At 45.6% G+C, this 17,241-nt stretch carries 15 protein-coding genes; all 15 read right to left on the bottom strand.

All coding sequences use genetic code 11. The features are described from left to right. Positions 1 to 8: 8 nt before the first annotated feature. On the bottom strand, positions 9 to 1,250 hold the full coding sequence (gene mraY, locus KXQ82_RS16295; protein ID WP_219489518.1) for a phospho-N-acetylmuramoyl-pentapeptide-transferase: 1,242 nt from the start codon (positions 1,248 to 1,250) through the stop codon (positions 9 to 11). A 2-nt stretch (positions 1,251 to 1,252) separates the two neighbouring features. Continuing rightward, complete coding sequence (locus KXQ82_RS16290) at positions 1,253 to 2,716, bottom strand: UDP-N-acetylmuramoyl-L-alanyl-D-glutamate--2,6-diaminopimelate ligase (protein ID WP_219489517.1); 1,464 nt, start codon at positions 2,714 to 2,716, stop codon at positions 1,253 to 1,255. Continuing rightward, complete coding sequence (locus KXQ82_RS16285; RefSeq protein ID WP_219489516.1) at positions 2,713 to 4,845, bottom strand: PASTA domain-containing penicillin-binding protein; 2,133 nt, start codon at positions 4,843 to 4,845, stop codon at positions 2,713 to 2,715. The genes KXQ82_RS16290 and KXQ82_RS16285 overlap by 4 nt, the downstream gene beginning before the upstream one ends. Next, positions 4,842 to 5,237 (bottom strand): FtsL-like putative cell division protein, encoded by a 396-nt coding sequence (locus KXQ82_RS16280; protein WP_219489515.1) that lies wholly within the window; start codon positions 5,235 to 5,237, stop codon positions 4,842 to 4,844. The genes KXQ82_RS16285 and KXQ82_RS16280 overlap by 4 nt, the downstream gene beginning before the upstream one ends. A 6-nt stretch (positions 5,238 to 5,243) precedes the next feature. Further along, on the bottom strand, positions 5,244 to 6,146 hold the full coding sequence (gene rsmH, locus KXQ82_RS16275; protein ID WP_219489514.1) for a 16S rRNA (cytosine(1402)-N(4))-methyltransferase RsmH: 903 nt from the start codon (positions 6,144 to 6,146) through the stop codon (positions 5,244 to 5,246). Beyond that, positions 6,139 to 6,606 (bottom strand): division/cell wall cluster transcriptional repressor MraZ, encoded by a 468-nt coding sequence (gene mraZ, locus KXQ82_RS16270; protein ID WP_219489513.1) that lies wholly within the window; start codon positions 6,604 to 6,606, stop codon positions 6,139 to 6,141. Before mraZ ends, rsmH begins: the two co-directional genes overlap by 8 nt. Before the next feature lie 607 nt (positions 6,607 to 7,213). Beyond that, on the bottom strand, positions 7,214 to 9,697 hold the full coding sequence (locus KXQ82_RS16265; protein ID WP_219489512.1) for a hybrid sensor histidine kinase/response regulator: 2,484 nt from the start codon (positions 9,695 to 9,697) through the stop codon (positions 7,214 to 7,216). A gap of 22 nt (positions 9,698 to 9,719) precedes the next feature. Further along, positions 9,720 to 10,526 (bottom strand): alpha/beta fold hydrolase, encoded by an 807-nt coding sequence (locus tag KXQ82_RS16260; protein ID WP_219489511.1) that lies wholly within the window; start codon positions 10,524 to 10,526, stop codon positions 9,720 to 9,722. Between the two features lie 240 nt (positions 10,527 to 10,766). Further along, the gene (locus KXQ82_RS16255; RefSeq protein WP_219489510.1) at positions 10,767 to 11,171 is read right to left on the bottom strand and encodes a hypothetical protein; all 405 of its coding nucleotides are present in this window, start codon (positions 11,169 to 11,171) and stop codon (positions 10,767 to 10,769) included. Further along, positions 11,152 to 11,754: an archaeosortase/exosortase family protein gene (locus KXQ82_RS16250; RefSeq protein ID WP_219489509.1), complete on the bottom strand. Its 603-nt coding sequence runs from the start codon at positions 11,752 to 11,754 to the stop codon at positions 11,152 to 11,154. The genes KXQ82_RS16255 and KXQ82_RS16250 overlap by 20 nt, the downstream gene beginning before the upstream one ends. Positions 11,755 to 11,857: 103 nt before the next feature. After that, positions 11,858 to 12,214, bottom strand: coding sequence for a hypothetical protein (locus KXQ82_RS16245; protein ID WP_219489508.1), 357 nt, complete (start codon positions 12,212 to 12,214; stop codon positions 11,858 to 11,860). 237 nt (positions 12,215 to 12,451) lie between these two features. Beyond that, on the bottom strand, positions 12,452 to 14,323 hold the full coding sequence (locus KXQ82_RS16240; RefSeq protein WP_219489507.1) for a CocE/NonD family hydrolase: 1,872 nt from the start codon (positions 14,321 to 14,323) through the stop codon (positions 12,452 to 12,454). Between the two features lie 84 nt (positions 14,324 to 14,407). Next, a complete protein-coding gene (locus tag KXQ82_RS16235) occupies positions 14,408 to 15,598 on the bottom strand; it encodes a phosphoglycerate kinase (RefSeq protein ID WP_219489506.1) in 1,191 nt (396 codons plus the stop codon). Between the two features lie 158 nt (positions 15,599 to 15,756). Beyond that, positions 15,757 to 16,191 (bottom strand): GNAT family N-acetyltransferase, encoded by a 435-nt coding sequence (locus tag KXQ82_RS16230; RefSeq protein ID WP_219489505.1) that lies wholly within the window; start codon positions 16,189 to 16,191, stop codon positions 15,757 to 15,759. After that, the gene (gap, locus tag KXQ82_RS16225) at positions 16,188 to 17,183 is read right to left on the bottom strand and encodes a type I glyceraldehyde-3-phosphate dehydrogenase (RefSeq protein ID WP_219489688.1); all 996 of its coding nucleotides are present in this window, start codon (positions 17,181 to 17,183) and stop codon (positions 16,188 to 16,190) included. Before gap ends, KXQ82_RS16230 begins: the two co-directional genes overlap by 4 nt. Positions 17,184 to 17,241 lie beyond the last annotated feature (58 nt).

The raw sequence follows: 17,241 nt of genomic DNA, 5'->3' as shown, positions 1-17,241 counted from the left end.
AATCTGTTCTATCTCAATTTTAACGTGATGATGGTTACTACTGCCAGTATGATCCCGATGATCCAGAAGCGGGTAACGATCTTAGCTTCATGGAAACCGCGTTTTTGAAAGTGATGATGCAATGGCGACATTAAAAACACGCGCCTGCCTTCACCAAAACGCTTACGGGTATATTTAAACCACGATACCTGGATGATAACCGAGAAATTCTCGATCACAAAAATCCCGCACAGCAGCGGTATCATTAACTCCTTACGGATCATAATGGCAAATGCCGCGATGATACCGCCAATGGCCAAGCTGCCTGTATCTCCCATGAAAACCTGGGCGGGATACGAGTTGTACCACAAAAAGCCTACACAAGCACCTACAAACGCACCCGCAAAAACCACCAGCTCGCCCGAATCGGGGATATACATAATGTTGAGGTAATCGGCAATAACAGTGTTACCCGATACGTAGGCCAGTATAGCCAGTGTAACCCCGATAATTGCCGAAGTTCCCGTTGCCAACCCATCAATACCATCGGTTAGGTTTGCACCATTTGATATGAAAGTGATGATGCCTATAACAAAAATCATATACACCAACAGCGAGTAATGATCTGTTTTGGCACCCATAAACTTGATCACCTTGGCATAATCAAACTCATTGTTCTTGTAGAACGGCATGGTGGTTTTGGTCGATTTAACATCCTGCGTTAATACCTCTTTATTCCCACGCATGTGGTATGATACCGGCAAATCATATTTTACAGGCAGCTTTACTTCCTGGCGCGTAACAATATTGGGGTTAAAGTACATTGTCCAGCCAATAATGAGCGCTAAACCTACCTGCCCCACTATCTTAAACCTGCCTGCTAAACCTTCTTTATTCTTTTTAAACACTTTGATATAGTCATCTAAAAAACCGATGGCACCCAACCAAACAGTGGTTACCACCATCAGGATAACATAAATATTTTCGAGTTTGGCAAATAACAACGTAGGGATGAGGATACCCATCAGGATAATGATACCACCCATTGTTGGTGTGCCCTGCTTTTGCATTTGGCCCTCTAAGCCTAAATTCCTTACCGTTTCGCCTACCTGTTTTTTATGCAAATAATCAATCAGCCTCCTGCCGTACACCGTAGTAATAAACAAAGAGGTAATAACCGCCATTGCCGTACGGAACGTGATGTATTGAAACACACCCGTTCCCGGGATATTAAAATTGTGATTCAAATAATTAAACAGATAGTAAAGCATGTTTAATTGATTAGTTGGTTAAAGGCGTTGATTAATTCTTCTTTATCATCAAAATGGCTTTTTACGCCTTTTACTTCCTGGTATTTCTCATGTCCTTTTCCGGCAAGCAGGATAATGTCTCCGGGCTCGGCTAAATGGCATGCGGTTTTGATGGCTTCGCGCCTGTTGGCTATGCTTAGTGTTTTGCGTTGCTGCGAAGGGCCTACACCTGCTTCCATATCCTTAATGATCTGGCCGGGATCTTCTGACCGTGGATTATCCGATGTCAGAATAACTTTATCGCTCCATTCGCAGGCCACTTTTGCCATTACCGGGCGCTTGGTTTTATCCCTGTCGCCACCACAACCTATTATCGTGATCACCTTTTCAGTTCCTTTACGGATGTTTTGAATGGTGCTCAGCACATTTTGCACGGCATCGGGCGTATGCGCATAATCAACTATGCCAATCACTTTGTTGGGCGATATAAAATAATCGAAACGCCCCTCGGCACCCTTTAATTTACTGAGCGATACCAGCACTTTGGCCTTATCCTGATCTAAAAGCATAGCGGTTGCGTAAACTGCCAACAGGTTGTATGCGTTAAAGCTCCCTACCATTTTAAACCAAACCTCCTCGTTATTGATCTGCAAAAGCAGGCCTCCAAATTGGTTCTCTAATATCTTAGCCCTGTAATCGGCCATGCTTTTCAGGGCGTAGCTTTTTTTGTGAGCCTTGGTATTTTGTAGCATTACTTCGCCGTTCTTATCATCAATATTGGTAAGGGCAAAAGCGCTTTTTGGCAATGTATCAAAGAAAGTTTTTTTAGCCTTCAGGTAATTATCAAACGTTTTGTGATAGTCGAGGTGATCATGGGTGAGGTTGGTGAATATCGCACCCGAAAAAGTTAAACCCTCAATACGGTGCTGCACTACGGCGTGCGAGCTTACTTCCATAAAGCAGTAATCGCAGCCTTTTATCACCATTTCATCCAACAGCTTATTCAGCTCCACCTGGTCGGGCGTGGTATGTGTTGATGGGATGATCTGGCCGTTGATCTGATTTTCTACAGTAGATAGCAAGCCACATTTATAACCAAGATCGCGAAACAACTGGTACAATAATGTTGCTACAGTGGTTTTACCATTCGTACCGGTAACGCCAACCAATTTTAACTTTTCGGATGGTTTATCAAAGAAATTAGCGGCGGCCAAACCCAGCGCGGCGGCCGAATCGGCAACCATGATAAAGGCGACTTCGGCTGCGGTATGCGCAGGCAGGTCTTCGCAGATGATAGCAGAAGCACCATTCGCGATAGCGGTATCGATAAAATCATGCCCATCAGACTGGGTACCTTTTACGGCAACAAAAAGCGAGCCTTTGATCACCTTACGGGAATCAAAAGCGATGGATACGATCTCCATGTCGGCGCTGCCCTGCAACTCGGTTGCGGGTATGCCTGCTAATATGTCGCTCAATAACCTCATTCCAATTCAATTAATATTTTAGACCCTTTAGGAATAGCGCTGCCACCCGTTACTGATTGCCTTACCACTACCCCGCTGCCACGTGCCGTAACTTTATAACCTGCGTTGCCCATTACATATAATGCATCGCTGAGGCCCATGCCTGTTACGCCGGGTACAGTACCTTTTTTATATTTTTCTTCATCGTAAGCCACACCGTTACTGGTATCAACTGTAGTGGCGGTATTATTGGCGAACAAGGGTTTTATGCCCAATTTGTTGAATACCTGCTGTGCCGCTTTGGTATCGCCGGTCTTAATTTTTGGCTGCTGTGTGTTACCTACAAAGCGGGTTGCGTTACCCTGGTTAATATCCAGATCGCTGCTGTACACCTTATCCGCAATAGCCCTGAACACCGGACCCGCCACCAATGCGGCCAGGTATGAACCCGCTGTTGGATGATTAATTACAACAATCATGGAGTATTTAGGATGATTAGCAGGAAAATACCCACAGAATGAAGCCTGATATGTTGATGAGCCATCTTTATTACCAAAAGTTATTTTGCCGCTGGCATTACGTTTTGCAATTTGGGCTGTACCTGTTTTACCGGCAACGGTATAACGCGCACCTTTGAAGAGATTTTTAGCTGTACCTTCGGTTACCACGCCTTCCAACAAAGCGCGCATTTTACCAAGCGTGGCATCAGAACAAACTTTTTCATTGATGACACGGGCCTGGAACTGCTCAACAGTATTTCCTAAACGGCGTATCTCTTTAACAAAAATTGGCGCTATCATTTTACCATTATTTGGTACCGAATTATAGAAGGCCAGCATCTGCAAAGGCGTCATGGCCATTTCATAGCCGTATGCCATCTCCGGAAGGGTATAGTTATTATTCCAGCTTTTATTTTTTGGATTTTTAACAACAGGCATACCTTCGCCGGGGATCTGCAATTTTAATTTTTCGTTCAAATGATAGCTGTAAAGCTTATCGGTAAACTGTTGCGGGCTATTATAATAATGATCATAAACAAAACGCGCAGCAGCTACGTTGGATGATTCTTCGAATGCCCTTTTAGCAGTCATTTCGTAGTTATCATGCTCCACATCACTTATCATGGGGCCTTTGGGTATTTTGTATTTACCGCCCATGGTATTGATAATGGTATTGGTATCTATCTTATGCTGATCAAAAAGCGTCATGTAGCTCGCCATTTTAAATGTCGAGCCCGGATCGGCAGCATCAGCAATAGCATAATTCAGCTTTTCCTGGTAATCGCCATCTTTTGAACGGGTAAAATTGGCAATGGCTTTAATATGCCCTGTAGCAACCTCCATGAGCACCACGCAGCCATGATCTGCCTGGTTAAATATTAATTGTTTTTTAAGCGCGGCCTGCGCGGCATCCTGCAGGTTCACATCAATAGTGGATATGATATCCGCGCCATCTTTAGCGGCATACTCTTCATCGCCACCGTTATTAACGGGGCGCCATGTACCGCCGGCAATACGCTGCACCAAACGTTTTCCGTTTTCGCCATTAATATAACTGGCGTAAGCTCCTTCAAGGCCAACGGGATTTTTAACGTTCTCGTTTTTATAGCCAATGGTACGGTAAGCCAGTGAGCGGAAAGGCAGTATCCTCCTGTTTTTCTGATCCACGATCAGTCCGCCTTGCTTTCTGCCTAAACTAAACAACGGAAATTTGCGGATCACTTTCAGATCCTGATAGGTTACCGCTTTGTGGATAAGCACATAGCGTGAGCTATCCTTACGCGCATCGCGGAACATGCGGGAATACTCCTGCGGTGTTTTGTCTTTATAAAACTGCGACATTTTAAGCGCCAGCGAATCTACTTTGCTATAAAAAACATGATCATCGGCAATACCACCTGCCAGCATATCCATGTGCACATCATACTCGGGTACCGATGTAGCCAGCAGGCTGCCATCCGCCGAGAAGATATTTCCACGGGCAGCCTCTACGTTCACATATTTGGTAGACATGCTATCGGCCATGCTCTTCCATTTTTTACCCTGAACGAACTGAACCCTGTACAGTTGCACAACAACCGCCAGGGCGAATAGCAAGATCAACCCAAACGCCAGGTAAACCCTTACTAATATGTTGGTTCTGATACTCATTTGTCGCTATTCTCTTCGATGGTTAATTTTTGCGGCGGATCCAGTGATACTTTTACCCCCAGGGTATCCGCACGCTTTTCAACTTCGCTTAATGTGCTTTTAAAGGCCAAATCAGCTTTAGTGGTTTTATAGTCCCAGTTCAACTCTTTTACCTCTTTGCCAATTTTTTCTATCTGGCGTATATTTTTATCGGCCAGGTGCATATTGGCAATGTATATCATACACAACAGCGCCAGGTACAGTATAAACGGCAAAGCCCTAGTTGCAGCCTCGGTGGTAATAAAACCCTTGGCCAGCAGGTTGGTAAAAAAGTTTTCGGGACTTGATTCCTTAGCGGGCTTGCGCTCCACCACAACCTCTTCCTCAATTTCCGCACGTAAACGATTCGTCATAACCTTTTACTTTTTTACCGCTATCCTTAACTTAGCACTGCGTGCCCTGTTGTTTGTTTTTATCTCATCATCTGTTGCCACAATGGCCTTGCGGCTCACGGCATTAAACGGACGGTTATCATTACCATAAATATCCTTTTCCAACTCGCCGCTGAACTTGCCTTTGGCGATGAAGTTTTTTACCAGCCTGTCTTCGAGCGAGTGGTAGCTCATTACCACCAACCTGCCGCCCACAGCCAGCACATCTACCGTTTGCTGCAAAAATTCCTGCAGGGCCTGCAGCTCCTGATTCACTTCGATACGCAGCGCCTGGAAAACCTGCGCTAAGTATTTGTTTTCTTTGCCTCGTGGGATCAAGCCCGCTATCACACTTTTCAGATCGGCGATGGTATTGATAGGTGTATTTAACCTCGCGGTAACTATAGTCCGCGCAAGCGATTTTGCATTCTGGATCTCGCCGTACATGCCGAATATTTTGTGCAGCTCAGCCTCTTCGTATTTGTTCACGATGATCTTGGCTGTTAACGTAGCTGACTGATCCATGCGCATATCCAGCTCTGCATCAAATCTGGTGGAAAAACCACGATCCGCCTGATCGAATTGATGCGACGAAACGCCCAGATCAGCCAGGATACCATCCGCAGGTACAGCGCCATGTAAACGGCTAAAGTTTTTTAAGTAGCGGAAGTTCTGATCAACAAACACAAAGCGATCATCAGCTATGACGTTAGCCTGAGCATCTACATCCTGATCAAAGGCAACCAACAAGCCATCTTTACCTAAATGCTTCAGTATCTCGCGGGAGTGGCCGCCGCCGCCAAAGGTTACATCAATATATTTTCCGGAAGGCTTAATGGCTAAACCCTCTATACACTCTGCAAGCATTACGGGGTTATGGTACTCAGCCATTTTGCTCCCCCTTTCCTTTGCCGCCCATTACTTCTTCGGCCAGGTTGGCGAAGTTTTCGGGCTCGTTATCCAGTTGCGCATCGTAAGCATCCTGCGCCCAAACTTCTATTTTATTGAACTGACAAGAGAGCACCACATCCAAACCAATGCCCGCATACTCTAACAGCGCCTTTGGTAAAAGCACCCGGCCGGCGGCATCAATACTGAGCGACGAAGCGCCGCGGGTGAAGTAACGGATGAACTCGCGGTTCTTTTTTTCGTATTGGTTAAGCTGATTAAGGTCCTCAACAATTTTACCCCATTCTTTTCGGGTGTAGATCACCAGGTGCTTCTCAAACCCACGGTTGATGACAAGAGCCTCTCCTTCAGCTTCGGGAAGCTGTTTTTTGAGGCCAGCAGGGATCATCATCCTTAGCTTGGAGTCCAGTTTACAATCAAATTCACCTAAAAAATGGGACATACCTATCGGTTCTCTACTTTTTAATATGTAAATGTAGATACATTTTCCACTATCTACCACTTTTTCCCACTAAAAGTTTTCAACAAACGAAAATATTTTAGATTTTAGTATGGAGATGTTAGATATGAGATAAAAATCCCACCAGAATAGCTGCAAAGGCAGTTTTTTATTTTAGGTGTAAAGTGGGAGGAAACTTCAGTGGTAGTACCGCCCATCTCTAAATCATATATGTTAACTAAAATAACACATGAACATATACTACAATAAATGAGGTACTTAAGCAGCATTTGGCCGCAGGTAAGATAGAGATTTATAGCGCAGGTGGGACAATGTGGTGGCAATTCGCCTTCATGTAGCGATGTTTCGGATGTTTTACGTGGATTGCAAATCCACTGCTATTTAGGTCGGGGATTATAAATCCCGACCAACATGCGTTGTGGTGCGGTGATAACACCGACCACAGGCTATAAAAAGCTCCTTCCTCGGAGAAGGGTGCCGCTGTTTGTGTAGTGGCGGGTAGGGGTAATTTGCACGATGCAATGTCGCATCCCCCCTCCCTAAACCCTTCCGTTGAGATGGAATCGCACAATCCAATGCTTTTAAGTACTTAGATCACTTTATTGAGCTTGCTTTTCCAGTGGTTGAACTTGTAGTAAAAGTTATCAAAATCAAAGGGTTTGATAATGTAATCGTCCATGCCGGCGGCAAGGCAGTTTTCTTTGTCTTCGTCATAAGCGCCGGCCGTCATGGCGAGGATGAAGGGGCGGTTATCGCCGTAGGTTTTGATGATCTCACGGGTGGCTTGCAGGCCGTCCATTTCGGGCATTTGTACGTCCATCATAATGATGTCGTAAGATTGCCTTTTCAGGGATGTAAGCACTTCGAGTCCGTTGGCTACCACATCGCAGGAGTAGCCGATGTTTTGGAATGCCTTGGTAACTATCTTTTGGTTAATGAGGTTATCTTCGGCTACCAATATCTTTACTTCGGTGCTCAATTCTGTTAGTACCGGGGCTGGGGCTGCAACCGGGGCCTTGCGTTCAGGTTTTGGTACCGCGCTCAGGTTTTCGAGCAGCATTTTATGGAAGTAGGCCGGTTTAATAGGCTTATCCAATACTTTGGCAAACAGTTTCAAATCTTCTTTATACTCTGCAGCATAATGCCCTGCCGAGCTGAACAATACCAGCGGTATGTTATTGCCATATTTTTGAACGATCAGCTTAGCTACATCCATCCCATTCATGTTGGGCATCAGCATATCTATCACCACAATATCGTATTTGCGGTTGGCCATGGCGGCTATTCCATCGGGGCCGTTGTCAAATGTATCCACCTGCATGCCCCAGTGTTCGCAGTGGCCCTTCAGGATACGCAAGTTGGTAAAGTTATCATCGATAATAAGGGCGGTTTTGCCGAGCAGGTCTTTTTGCAGCGTAATGGGTTTATACTCCTTGACCTCAGTATTGGCATTTATTTGTATGGTAAACCTGAAGGTTGTGCCTTTACCCACTTCGCTCTCCACCCAAATGCGGCCGTTCATTTTTTCGATAAGGCGGGCGCTGATGGCAAGGCCCAAACCGGTGCCACCGTACTTGCGCGTTGTGGATGAATCGACCTGAGAGAAGGAGTTGAACAGTTTGTGCATTTTATCTGCCGGGATACCAATGCCGCTATCTTTCACAGCAAATTCAAGCTCGTAGCTGCTGCCTGTTTTTGAGGCTAATTTTATGCTGGTGAGGATTTCGCCCTGGTCGGTAAATTTGATGGCGTTGCCTACCAGGTTCACCACGATCTGGCGCAGGCGCGTCATATCGCCCAGTACTTCCATGGGTACTTCCGGTTCGATCATATAGAGCAGGTCGATATCCTTTTCGTGGGCCTTTACTGCGAGCAGGTCGTACGTTTCTTCTACAATTTTGTGGATGAGGAAAGGGTGCTCTTCCAGCTCCAGCTTGCCCGATTCTATCTTGGAGAAATCGAGGATTTCGTTGATGATCTCCAACAGGGTATCGGCGCTTAGCCGTATCGACTCTACAAAATCAAATTGTTCTTCGTTCAGTTCGGTATTGCGTAGCAGGCTCGTCATACCGATAACGCCGTTCATAGGCGTGCGGATCTCGTGGCTCATGTTGGCCAAAAACTCCGATTTGGCTTTGTTTTGCTGATCGGCCAGGCGGCTTTTTTCTTCGAGCTGTACGTTGAGTTCTTTCAGGTTCTCATCGTACAGGTATTGTCGGGTGATGTCTTCAAAGGTCCACAATACGCCGCTAATGTGTTGTGATACTGTTGGCGTACAGCACACATTGAGCACAAAAGTTTCGGGTTCGGTAAATATCCATTGCCAGTCGGTAACTGTTTTATCTTTGGATTTGAAGAGCTCCATCCCGCGCTTAAAGATCTCTTCTTTATTACTTGCCCTGTTCCGCAATTGCTGCATGGCAACCGATAGCTGGTCGGGCGGCACATTACCTCCCGTAAGGTTAAACAGTTTTGCCGCGGGGCCGTTTATCCAGCTGTTATTGCCGCTGTCATCAACAAATACCATGCTTTGGGGCACGGTTTGCAGGATAGCATTGAAACGCACTTCCAGCTCTTCGAGCGAGTAAAAGGTTTGAGCCAGCTTAACACGTTCGTTTATTTTGTTGAGACAGGCGCTTACAAACTCTTTAAAATCTTCATTAAAATCGAAGGTTTCTTTCCAACTGATAAGAATATAGCTATTGATATCCAACTGCTTAACGGGCAGCACCAGTAAGGAAGAGGTACTACCGATCAACTCCAGCAACTCAGGCTCGAAACCAGTTACGGGCAATTGATAATACAGGGGTAGTTTGCCGCCATTAAAAATTTTAACGTTGGCCGGATCGGTATATAACACATCGCTATCTGCCTGGCCGGGTTTAATTACACGCGCGGTTATGGCATCCTCATTTTTTATCAGCAGCACATTATCAGCCGCAGCCAAAATTTTAAGGTGCAGCATGCTTTGCCGCATAATTGTGCCCCAGTCCTGATAATCATCGGACAGGCCAAATTTGCCGATAAAATTAAGGGCGCATTTTGCCCAGTTTATGTTATCGTGTTGCTGCACAGACAGGTATTTTTGTATCGGACTAAATAAATGCTTTAATAGCTTCTATTACCTGCCCCGGCGCGCTGATGTGCGGAAAATGGCCTTCGGCATCAATAAACTTCAAATCGCTGTTGGTGATGTTAGTGTTAAGATAATGCGCCACATCTGACGGTACAGCAATATCATGTTTGGTTTGCAGCAGCATGGTTGGTTTTTGGTGCTTTGCCAGCTCTTTACGAACATCCGACTCGAAAATCACTTTGGCAACAGATAACGCGATATCGGGCCTGATGGCACCCAGGCTGCGTGCAAAGCTTTCGCCCAGTTCCGGTTTATCGGGGTTAGCCATGGCCGCTGCCGAAAAACCACTTACCCACGCGTAATAGTTAGTGGTCATGGTTTCGTACATACCATCGAGCACGGGCTGGGTAAAACCACCGATGTAGCTTTGGGTTTCATCGTTAAGGTAACGAGGCGAGGCGCCTATGAACAATGTTTTTGAAAAATATTGTGGTGCTTTGTTGCTGGCAAGCAGGCTTACCATAGAGCTTACCGAGTGGGCTATAACTACAGCGTTGTTTAGCTCCAGATCGGCAGCTATGGCCAGCATATCATCGGCATAGGTGTTTAAGGTATTGTATTTTATGGGGCTATAGGCCTTTGGGTCGGCGTTGCCGGCGCCTACGTTATCATATAAAACAAGCTTATAATCATCTTTAAAGGCTTGTTTTACAGTATCCCAGGCAGTTTGGTCGGTACCAAAGCCATGCGCAAATACCAGTGTTGTCGCGGCATTGAGGTTTCCCCCGATAGTGATGTTGTTTTTGCTTTGTAAGGTAGGTTTCATGCAAATACAGTTTTATACATTATAATATACGCAACAGAAAGGCATAAAGATTTCGGAAATCTGAATTTTTATCCTTTTATGTTGCTATATTGTATTTGGGTTAGACTGTAAGGAAATTGAAACGTTTAAAGGAAAGTAGTGATAAAGTTGAATGTCATTTATCCCATTTGTAAATTTTGTAATAATAAATTAAGGCGAGTCGAGAGTCAGGAGTCAAGAAAGCATTTACACATCCGCACATTAAACAGATCTGCGGAGCAGCTTGGTGTGGATGATGTAGAGGGCGATGAACAACATGGGCGAAATGAGGAACTCGTGGAGGGTGTTGGCTATGTTGCGTATTTGGGATGAAGCGCCGCCAATGCTCCAATCATATATCCCGATAAGGAGCAACAGCGCCACAGCTATGAGGTAAATGCCGTTCCAAAGGCTGATCACCCAGCCTTCTACATATTTTGTTAGTGTAAAGATGCCAATACCATAAACCATAAGTATAGAAACAAAGCGCGCGATGTGCCTTACTTTACGGGGGATCTGGTTATAATAGCTTACATCAACCAAATAAATATTGTACAGCGAGTAAAGCACTACGATAGCGACAAAACCCGCGATAAGATAGGTGCGCTTAGTTGGGGTTGCTGTCATTGCTTAAAGATACTTTGTTTGAATAAGCCAGCCACAACGCAATAATGAAAGCGTATACGATAAAGGCGAATACATAATGATGGGCAAAATCGGCATGGGTGGGGTAATAAAGAACCATATAGGCCACCATAGCGCAACGGAATACATTGACTGCATAAATAGCAATAACACCCAATATGGTATAACCTGCTTTATATTTAGCAGCCGAAGGTAAAATAAGGATAAAGCTGATGTAGAGCACAAAAAGTTCGAGCCCGTTACAGGCATCCTCTATGTAAACTACAATTTTACCATTAATGCATATGGCTTCTTCGTAAACGTAACCAATGGCACCTGTTTCTGTTTTATAGCTACGCGAGGTAGTTTTTGAAGTATATGCTTTTGAATGCGTATAAAGGTTTAAGGCCCCTGCTGTGAGGCTGGCTACAGAATAGGTTAGCGGGGCATCTAAAGTACGGTGAGGCGCTAAAAAACCCAGGTAAAGAATTTTCCATACTACCAAAATGATCAATGCCCTGGATAAAAAAACTTTTACAGCTTTGGGTACCTGGTTCCATTTTGATTGTAAAGTAGCGCCACTCATTAAATAGTTATTATTATTTACAGGTATAAATATAAAATAAAAAAAGGCAAACTAAACAGCCTGCCTTGCTCCGGCTAAAACAGCCGAATATTTTAGTAAATAATTATGCTTTTTGTGCTTGTAACTTTAATTGCTTAACACGGCTCATTACCACTTTAGTGCCAATAGCAACACCGGCTACCAATAAAAAGATAATGCCGTTGTTAATTGGTAAGTGATCCTGGTTACCGTTTCCATTACCGTTACCTACACCACCATTACCATTACCGTTGCCCTGAGTTCCATCAGTTTGACCATAGGCATTACCGTTACCATTACCGTTGTTAGTGCTTGTAGTAGTAGCACCGTAAGTAGGCGTTGTGGTGGTAGTGGTTGTTGTAGCCGCTGATACTTTTACTGTAGTTGCCACAAAAAACAGCAGGGCTATTATAGCTGTTGTAGTAAGTTTAAGTGTTTTCATATTGATATTTGCTGCATTTTTCAATTTATACGGGATACTGCTTTATTAGGTTTCCTTTTAATTTAAATAAACCAAACACATATGTAAATATAGGCAATTTATATACCGATTGCGCAAAAATTACGAAAAAACAGCCTAAACGCCTTAAAAACAGGGTTTATTCATTTTTATCACAAATAAAGAAACCTATTAGTTATGGAAACCATTGCCCACTTTTCCCCAATGTATTGCACAGGTTTAGTTAAGCACCCTTACTTTTAAAAAACTTGGCTGCGCTTTATTAGTGTAAACACGGTGCGTTGCCTTCTTAAAGTCGCTCTCTTTGGCTTTCATAATATCAACAAAGGTTTGGGGGTTACGGTCAACCAGGGGGAACATGGTACTTTGCACCTGTACCATTATGCGGTGGCCTTTTTTAAAGGTGTGCAAAATATCCTGCAGCTCAAAGTTAACCGGGCTTACCTTGCCGGGGATGAACGGCACAGGCTTGCTGATGTTAACACGGTATTTACCGCGCATGGCCTCGCTCCTCACCATTTGCTGGTAGCCGCTCATGTACACATCCTTGCCCGTCCACTGGTTGTTTTTGGCGCTATCAGGATACACATCGATCACCTTTACCATAAAGTCGGCATCGGTACCTGTGGTTGATACTTTAAGGTTGGCCCAGATATTCCCGGCAAGGGTAACATCCTTATCCAGAACAGCACTTTGATAAGATAATACATCGGGGCGTGTTGAGGCAAAGCGCTGGTCGGCAGTCATGTACTCGCGGCGCATATCCATATCGGTACCGTTCCAGAAAGGTACGGGCTTAGCCGGATCGGACACAAACTCATCAAAAGCCGCGAGGGCCTTTGGCGCATCGAAGGACAACTTACCTCCGGGAAGGAAATACAGGTTTTGCTCTTTAGCCTCAACAGGTGGCCAGGTTTTGTAGGTCTTCCATTGATTAGAGCCTGTTTCGAAAGTAGATACCAGCGGGATGTTGAGATCAATCCCCTTCAAATAATGGCTAAAGAACTTGAACTCGATGCCCTCGCGATAGTAAGGGCCGGATTTCTGACCAAAATCAACATCGCCGAGGTGGTCGCCATCGCCACGCGCCCAACCGCCGTGTACCCAGGGGCCCATGCAGAAGTAAGCCGGTGTACCGGGATTGTTCTTTGAAATCGTTTTCCAGGTATTGATGGCACCGTAAAGGTCTTCGGCATCATACCAGCCGCCGGTAACCAGTACCGGGGTTTTGATGTTGGTGAGATGGGTAAGCACGTTACGGTCTTTCCAGTGCTGATCGTAGTCGGGGTGATCCATCATCTCGTTCCAAAGGCGGATGCTATCTTTAAAGTACTTAGCATTGGTGTTCTTCATCGAACCCATGTTGAGATAAAATTGGTAGCCATCTTCTGTGCCGGCATCAAAGCGGCCACCACGCCGCTGAGTTGGTGTGCCATCCTGACGGTTAGTAAAGCCGGGGTAAAAGCTAAAGTTGGCCGCAAGAAAAAATGCGCCGTTATGCCAGCCGTCATCGCGCCACAGATCGGCAATTGGTGCCTGCGGTGATACACAGGCCAGCGCAGGGTGGCGGCTTAGCAGCGCGGTAGTTGAGTAAAAGCCGGGATAGGATATACCCCACACTCCTACTTTGCCATTATTGCCGGGTATGTTTTTAATGAGCCAATCAATGGTATCATAGGTGTCAGAACCTTCGTCGGTTACCTTGCTGGTTGGGTTGGTATCCTTTTCGGGAGTCATTTCCTCGTAGATGCCTTCGCTCATAAAGCGGCCGCGTACATCCTGATAAACAAAGATGTATCCATCGTGTGTAAACAACGATGAGGGGCCAAGGCTGCTTTTATAGCCCGCACCATAGGGGGCAACACTATAGCAGGTGCGATCCATCATGATGGGATACTCTTTGGATTTGTCTTTTGGCACATATACCGAGGTAAAGAGCTTTTTACCATCGCGCATGGGTATCTGGTATTCCGTTTTGGTGTAATTGTCTTTAATGTACTGGGCATCGGGTGCTACGAAGCCGGGTTGCTGTGCAAAGGCACAGGTAATGAGCGCGCACAGCGCGATAAGGAGTAAGTGTTTTTTCATCATGAAATCAGTTAACGCTAAAATAGCATTTTTACGCAAAAAGGGCAACCTTTTGGGTTGCCCTTTTTAAATATAGTAATATGTAACCTATTCGTTGATGGCTTTAACGCCGGGCAGTTCTTTACCTTCCATGTATTCCAGCAAAGCACCGCCACCTGTTGATACGTAGCTAACATCGTCGGTCATATCAAACTTAGCAACAGCCGCGGCAGAATCGCCACCACCAATCAGCGAAAATGCTCCGTTTTCGGTAGCTTTAACTACAGCTTCGGCAACTGCTTTGGTACCATGTAAAAAAGACTCCATTTCGAATACGCCCATTGGGCCATTCCAAAGGATAGTTTTAGATTCTTCGACTACCTTAGCAAATGCCGCGCGGGTGTTAGGGCCAATATCTAATCCCATCCAATCGTCTTTAATAGCTTTGGTTGGCGCTATTTCTGTTTTTGCTTCATTAGAGAAGCTGTCGGCTATAACGGTATCAGTTGGCAGGTATAGCTTAACACCTTTATCCTTTGCTTTTTGTACGATGCTTGTCGCGAGGTCAAGCTTATCCAACTCCACCAAGGAAGTACCGATAGTGCCACCATCCGCTTTAGCGAAAGTATAAGCCATACCGCCGCCGATGATGAGGTTATCGACTTTATCAAGCAGCTTTTCGATGAGGAGGATCTTATCCGAAACCTTAGAGCCGCCCATAATAGCGGTAAAAGGCTTTTCGGCACCGTTCAGTATCTTTTCGGCATTGGCTAATTCGCCAGCCATCAGGTAACCAAAGTATTTGGCATCAGGAAAGAACTGAGCGATAATAGCTGTTGAGGCATGCGCACGGTGAGCGGTACCAAAGGCATCGTTCACGTAAACATCACCCAGTTTAGATAGCTTTTCGGCAAAGTCTTTATCGCCCTTTTCTTCTTCTTTATAGAAGCGGAGGTTTTCGAGCAGCAGCACTTCGCCGGCACCTAAGGCTTTGGCTTTTTGAGCAGCGTCGTCGCCAATGCAATCATCGGCAAATTCAACTTCCTGGCCCAGCAGATCGGACAGGTGTGGCACGATGTGCTTTAATGAGTACTTGTTGGTGGGACCATCTTTTGGCCTTCCCAAGTGCGACATCAAAATCACCGAGCCGCCATCAGCAAGTATCTTTTTGATGGTTGGTAAAGCAGCCGTAATGCGGTTATCGTCGGTTATGTTAAAGTCGTCATCTAACGGAACGTTAAAGTCTACCCTGATAAGGGCCTTTTTTCCGGAGAAGTTGATCAGATCTATTGTCTTCATTTGGTGTGGTTTGTTGTTGTTGATTTGTTCAGCGCCAAATTCCGAAATAAATCCTGATTATGGAATTATTGTTTGAAAAAGGAGGATGATTGATCTCTTTTAATGACACACCCCTCCACCCCTCTCAAGAGGGGAATCGCACAGCCCGTTGCTTTTGGCTATTGGATCTTGAGGTACATTACCCTGTGGGGGCCAATGCCGGGTACTTCAAACTCATCGGAGATGATCTCGAAGCCGATGCTCTCGTAAAATTTGAGGGCATTTTTGCGTGCATTGCACCAGATGTAGTTGGCCTTTTGGCCCTTAAGGTAAACAATGGCAAAGTTGAGCAATTGGTTGCCAAAGCCTTTTCCGCGGTAAGCTTCTAATGTAGCCATGCCGCGCAGTTGGTAGCCTGTACCGGTAAACTCGCCATAGCTTTCGGGGTGGAAGGAAGCTACGCAGGCCAGTTCATCACCAACAAAATAGCCGAGGTGGAAGATGCCTTCTACATCATCCGACGGGAAACGTGGCTGGCCGGGTGGCATTTTGCCTTCGCGCAAAACGATGTTGCGGATGGAGGTGATATCCTCCAACTGTACAAATCTGATCATTTTAATAAGCTTATTTGGTTTACCAGATCGGCAAGGCGACTGGAGTAACCCATTTCGTTATCGTACCAGCCCACAACCTTTACCAGGCCGCCAACTACGGATGTAAGCTTTGAATCGAAGATACAGCTGTGCGGGTTATCCAGTATATCAACCGATACAATTGGGTCTTCGGTATATTCAAGGATATCCCTCATCCCGTTAAGGGTAGCTTTTTTAAAGGCCGCGTTTATCTCATCAACCGTTGGCGTGGTTTTTAGACTGCAGGTAAAATCGGTAAGCGAGCCGTTCAGTACCGGAACACGGATACCGGCGCCGCCGAGCTTACCATTGAGGTGCGGGAAGATATTGGTGATGGCCTTTGCCGCCCCTGTTGTTGTTGGGATGATGGATGCCGATGCGGCACGTGCACGGCGCAGGTCTTTATGTGGCGCGTCGTGCAGGTTTTGGTCGCCTGTCATAGAGTGTACGGTGGTGATGTAGCCATCTATAATGCCCCAGTTATCATCCAGCACCTTCACCATGGTAGCCACGTTGTTGGTGGTGCATGATGCGTTGGATAATATGGGCGATGTGATATCGACCATACCGTCATTTACACCCAACACTACGGTAGGTACATCCCTGTCGGTAGATGGGGCAGATATGATCACCTGCTTCGCTCCGGCTTTTAAGTGTTGCTCTGCTCCTTCGCGGGAAGCGAATTTGCCGGTGGACTCGATAACCAGATCAATATCTATTGCGGCCCACGGTAATTGAAGCGGGTCTTTTTCGGCCAGAACGCGGATTTTCTTTTGGTTGATAATGAGGTGTTCGTCATCAAAGCTAACATCGCCTTTAAAACCGCCATGAACGGAATCATACTTGAACAAATGGGCAAGGGTGGCGGTATCAGTCAGGTCGTTAATGGCAACAACATCGATGCGGCTGTTATCCAATACTGAGCGCAGGAATATCCTGCCTATCCTGCCGAAACCATTTATAGCTATCTTCATCATTGGGGCGCAAAGTTATAAAGAATATACAAGTGCCCGAACTATGCTTTAGTATGCT

The sequence above is a fragment of the Mucilaginibacter rivuli genome (genome assembly GCF_019391655.1).
Classification (GTDB): domain Bacteria; phylum Bacteroidota; class Bacteroidia; order Sphingobacteriales; family Sphingobacteriaceae; genus Mucilaginibacter; species Mucilaginibacter rivuli.
This window is presented reverse-complemented; position numbering and strand designations above follow the sequence as displayed.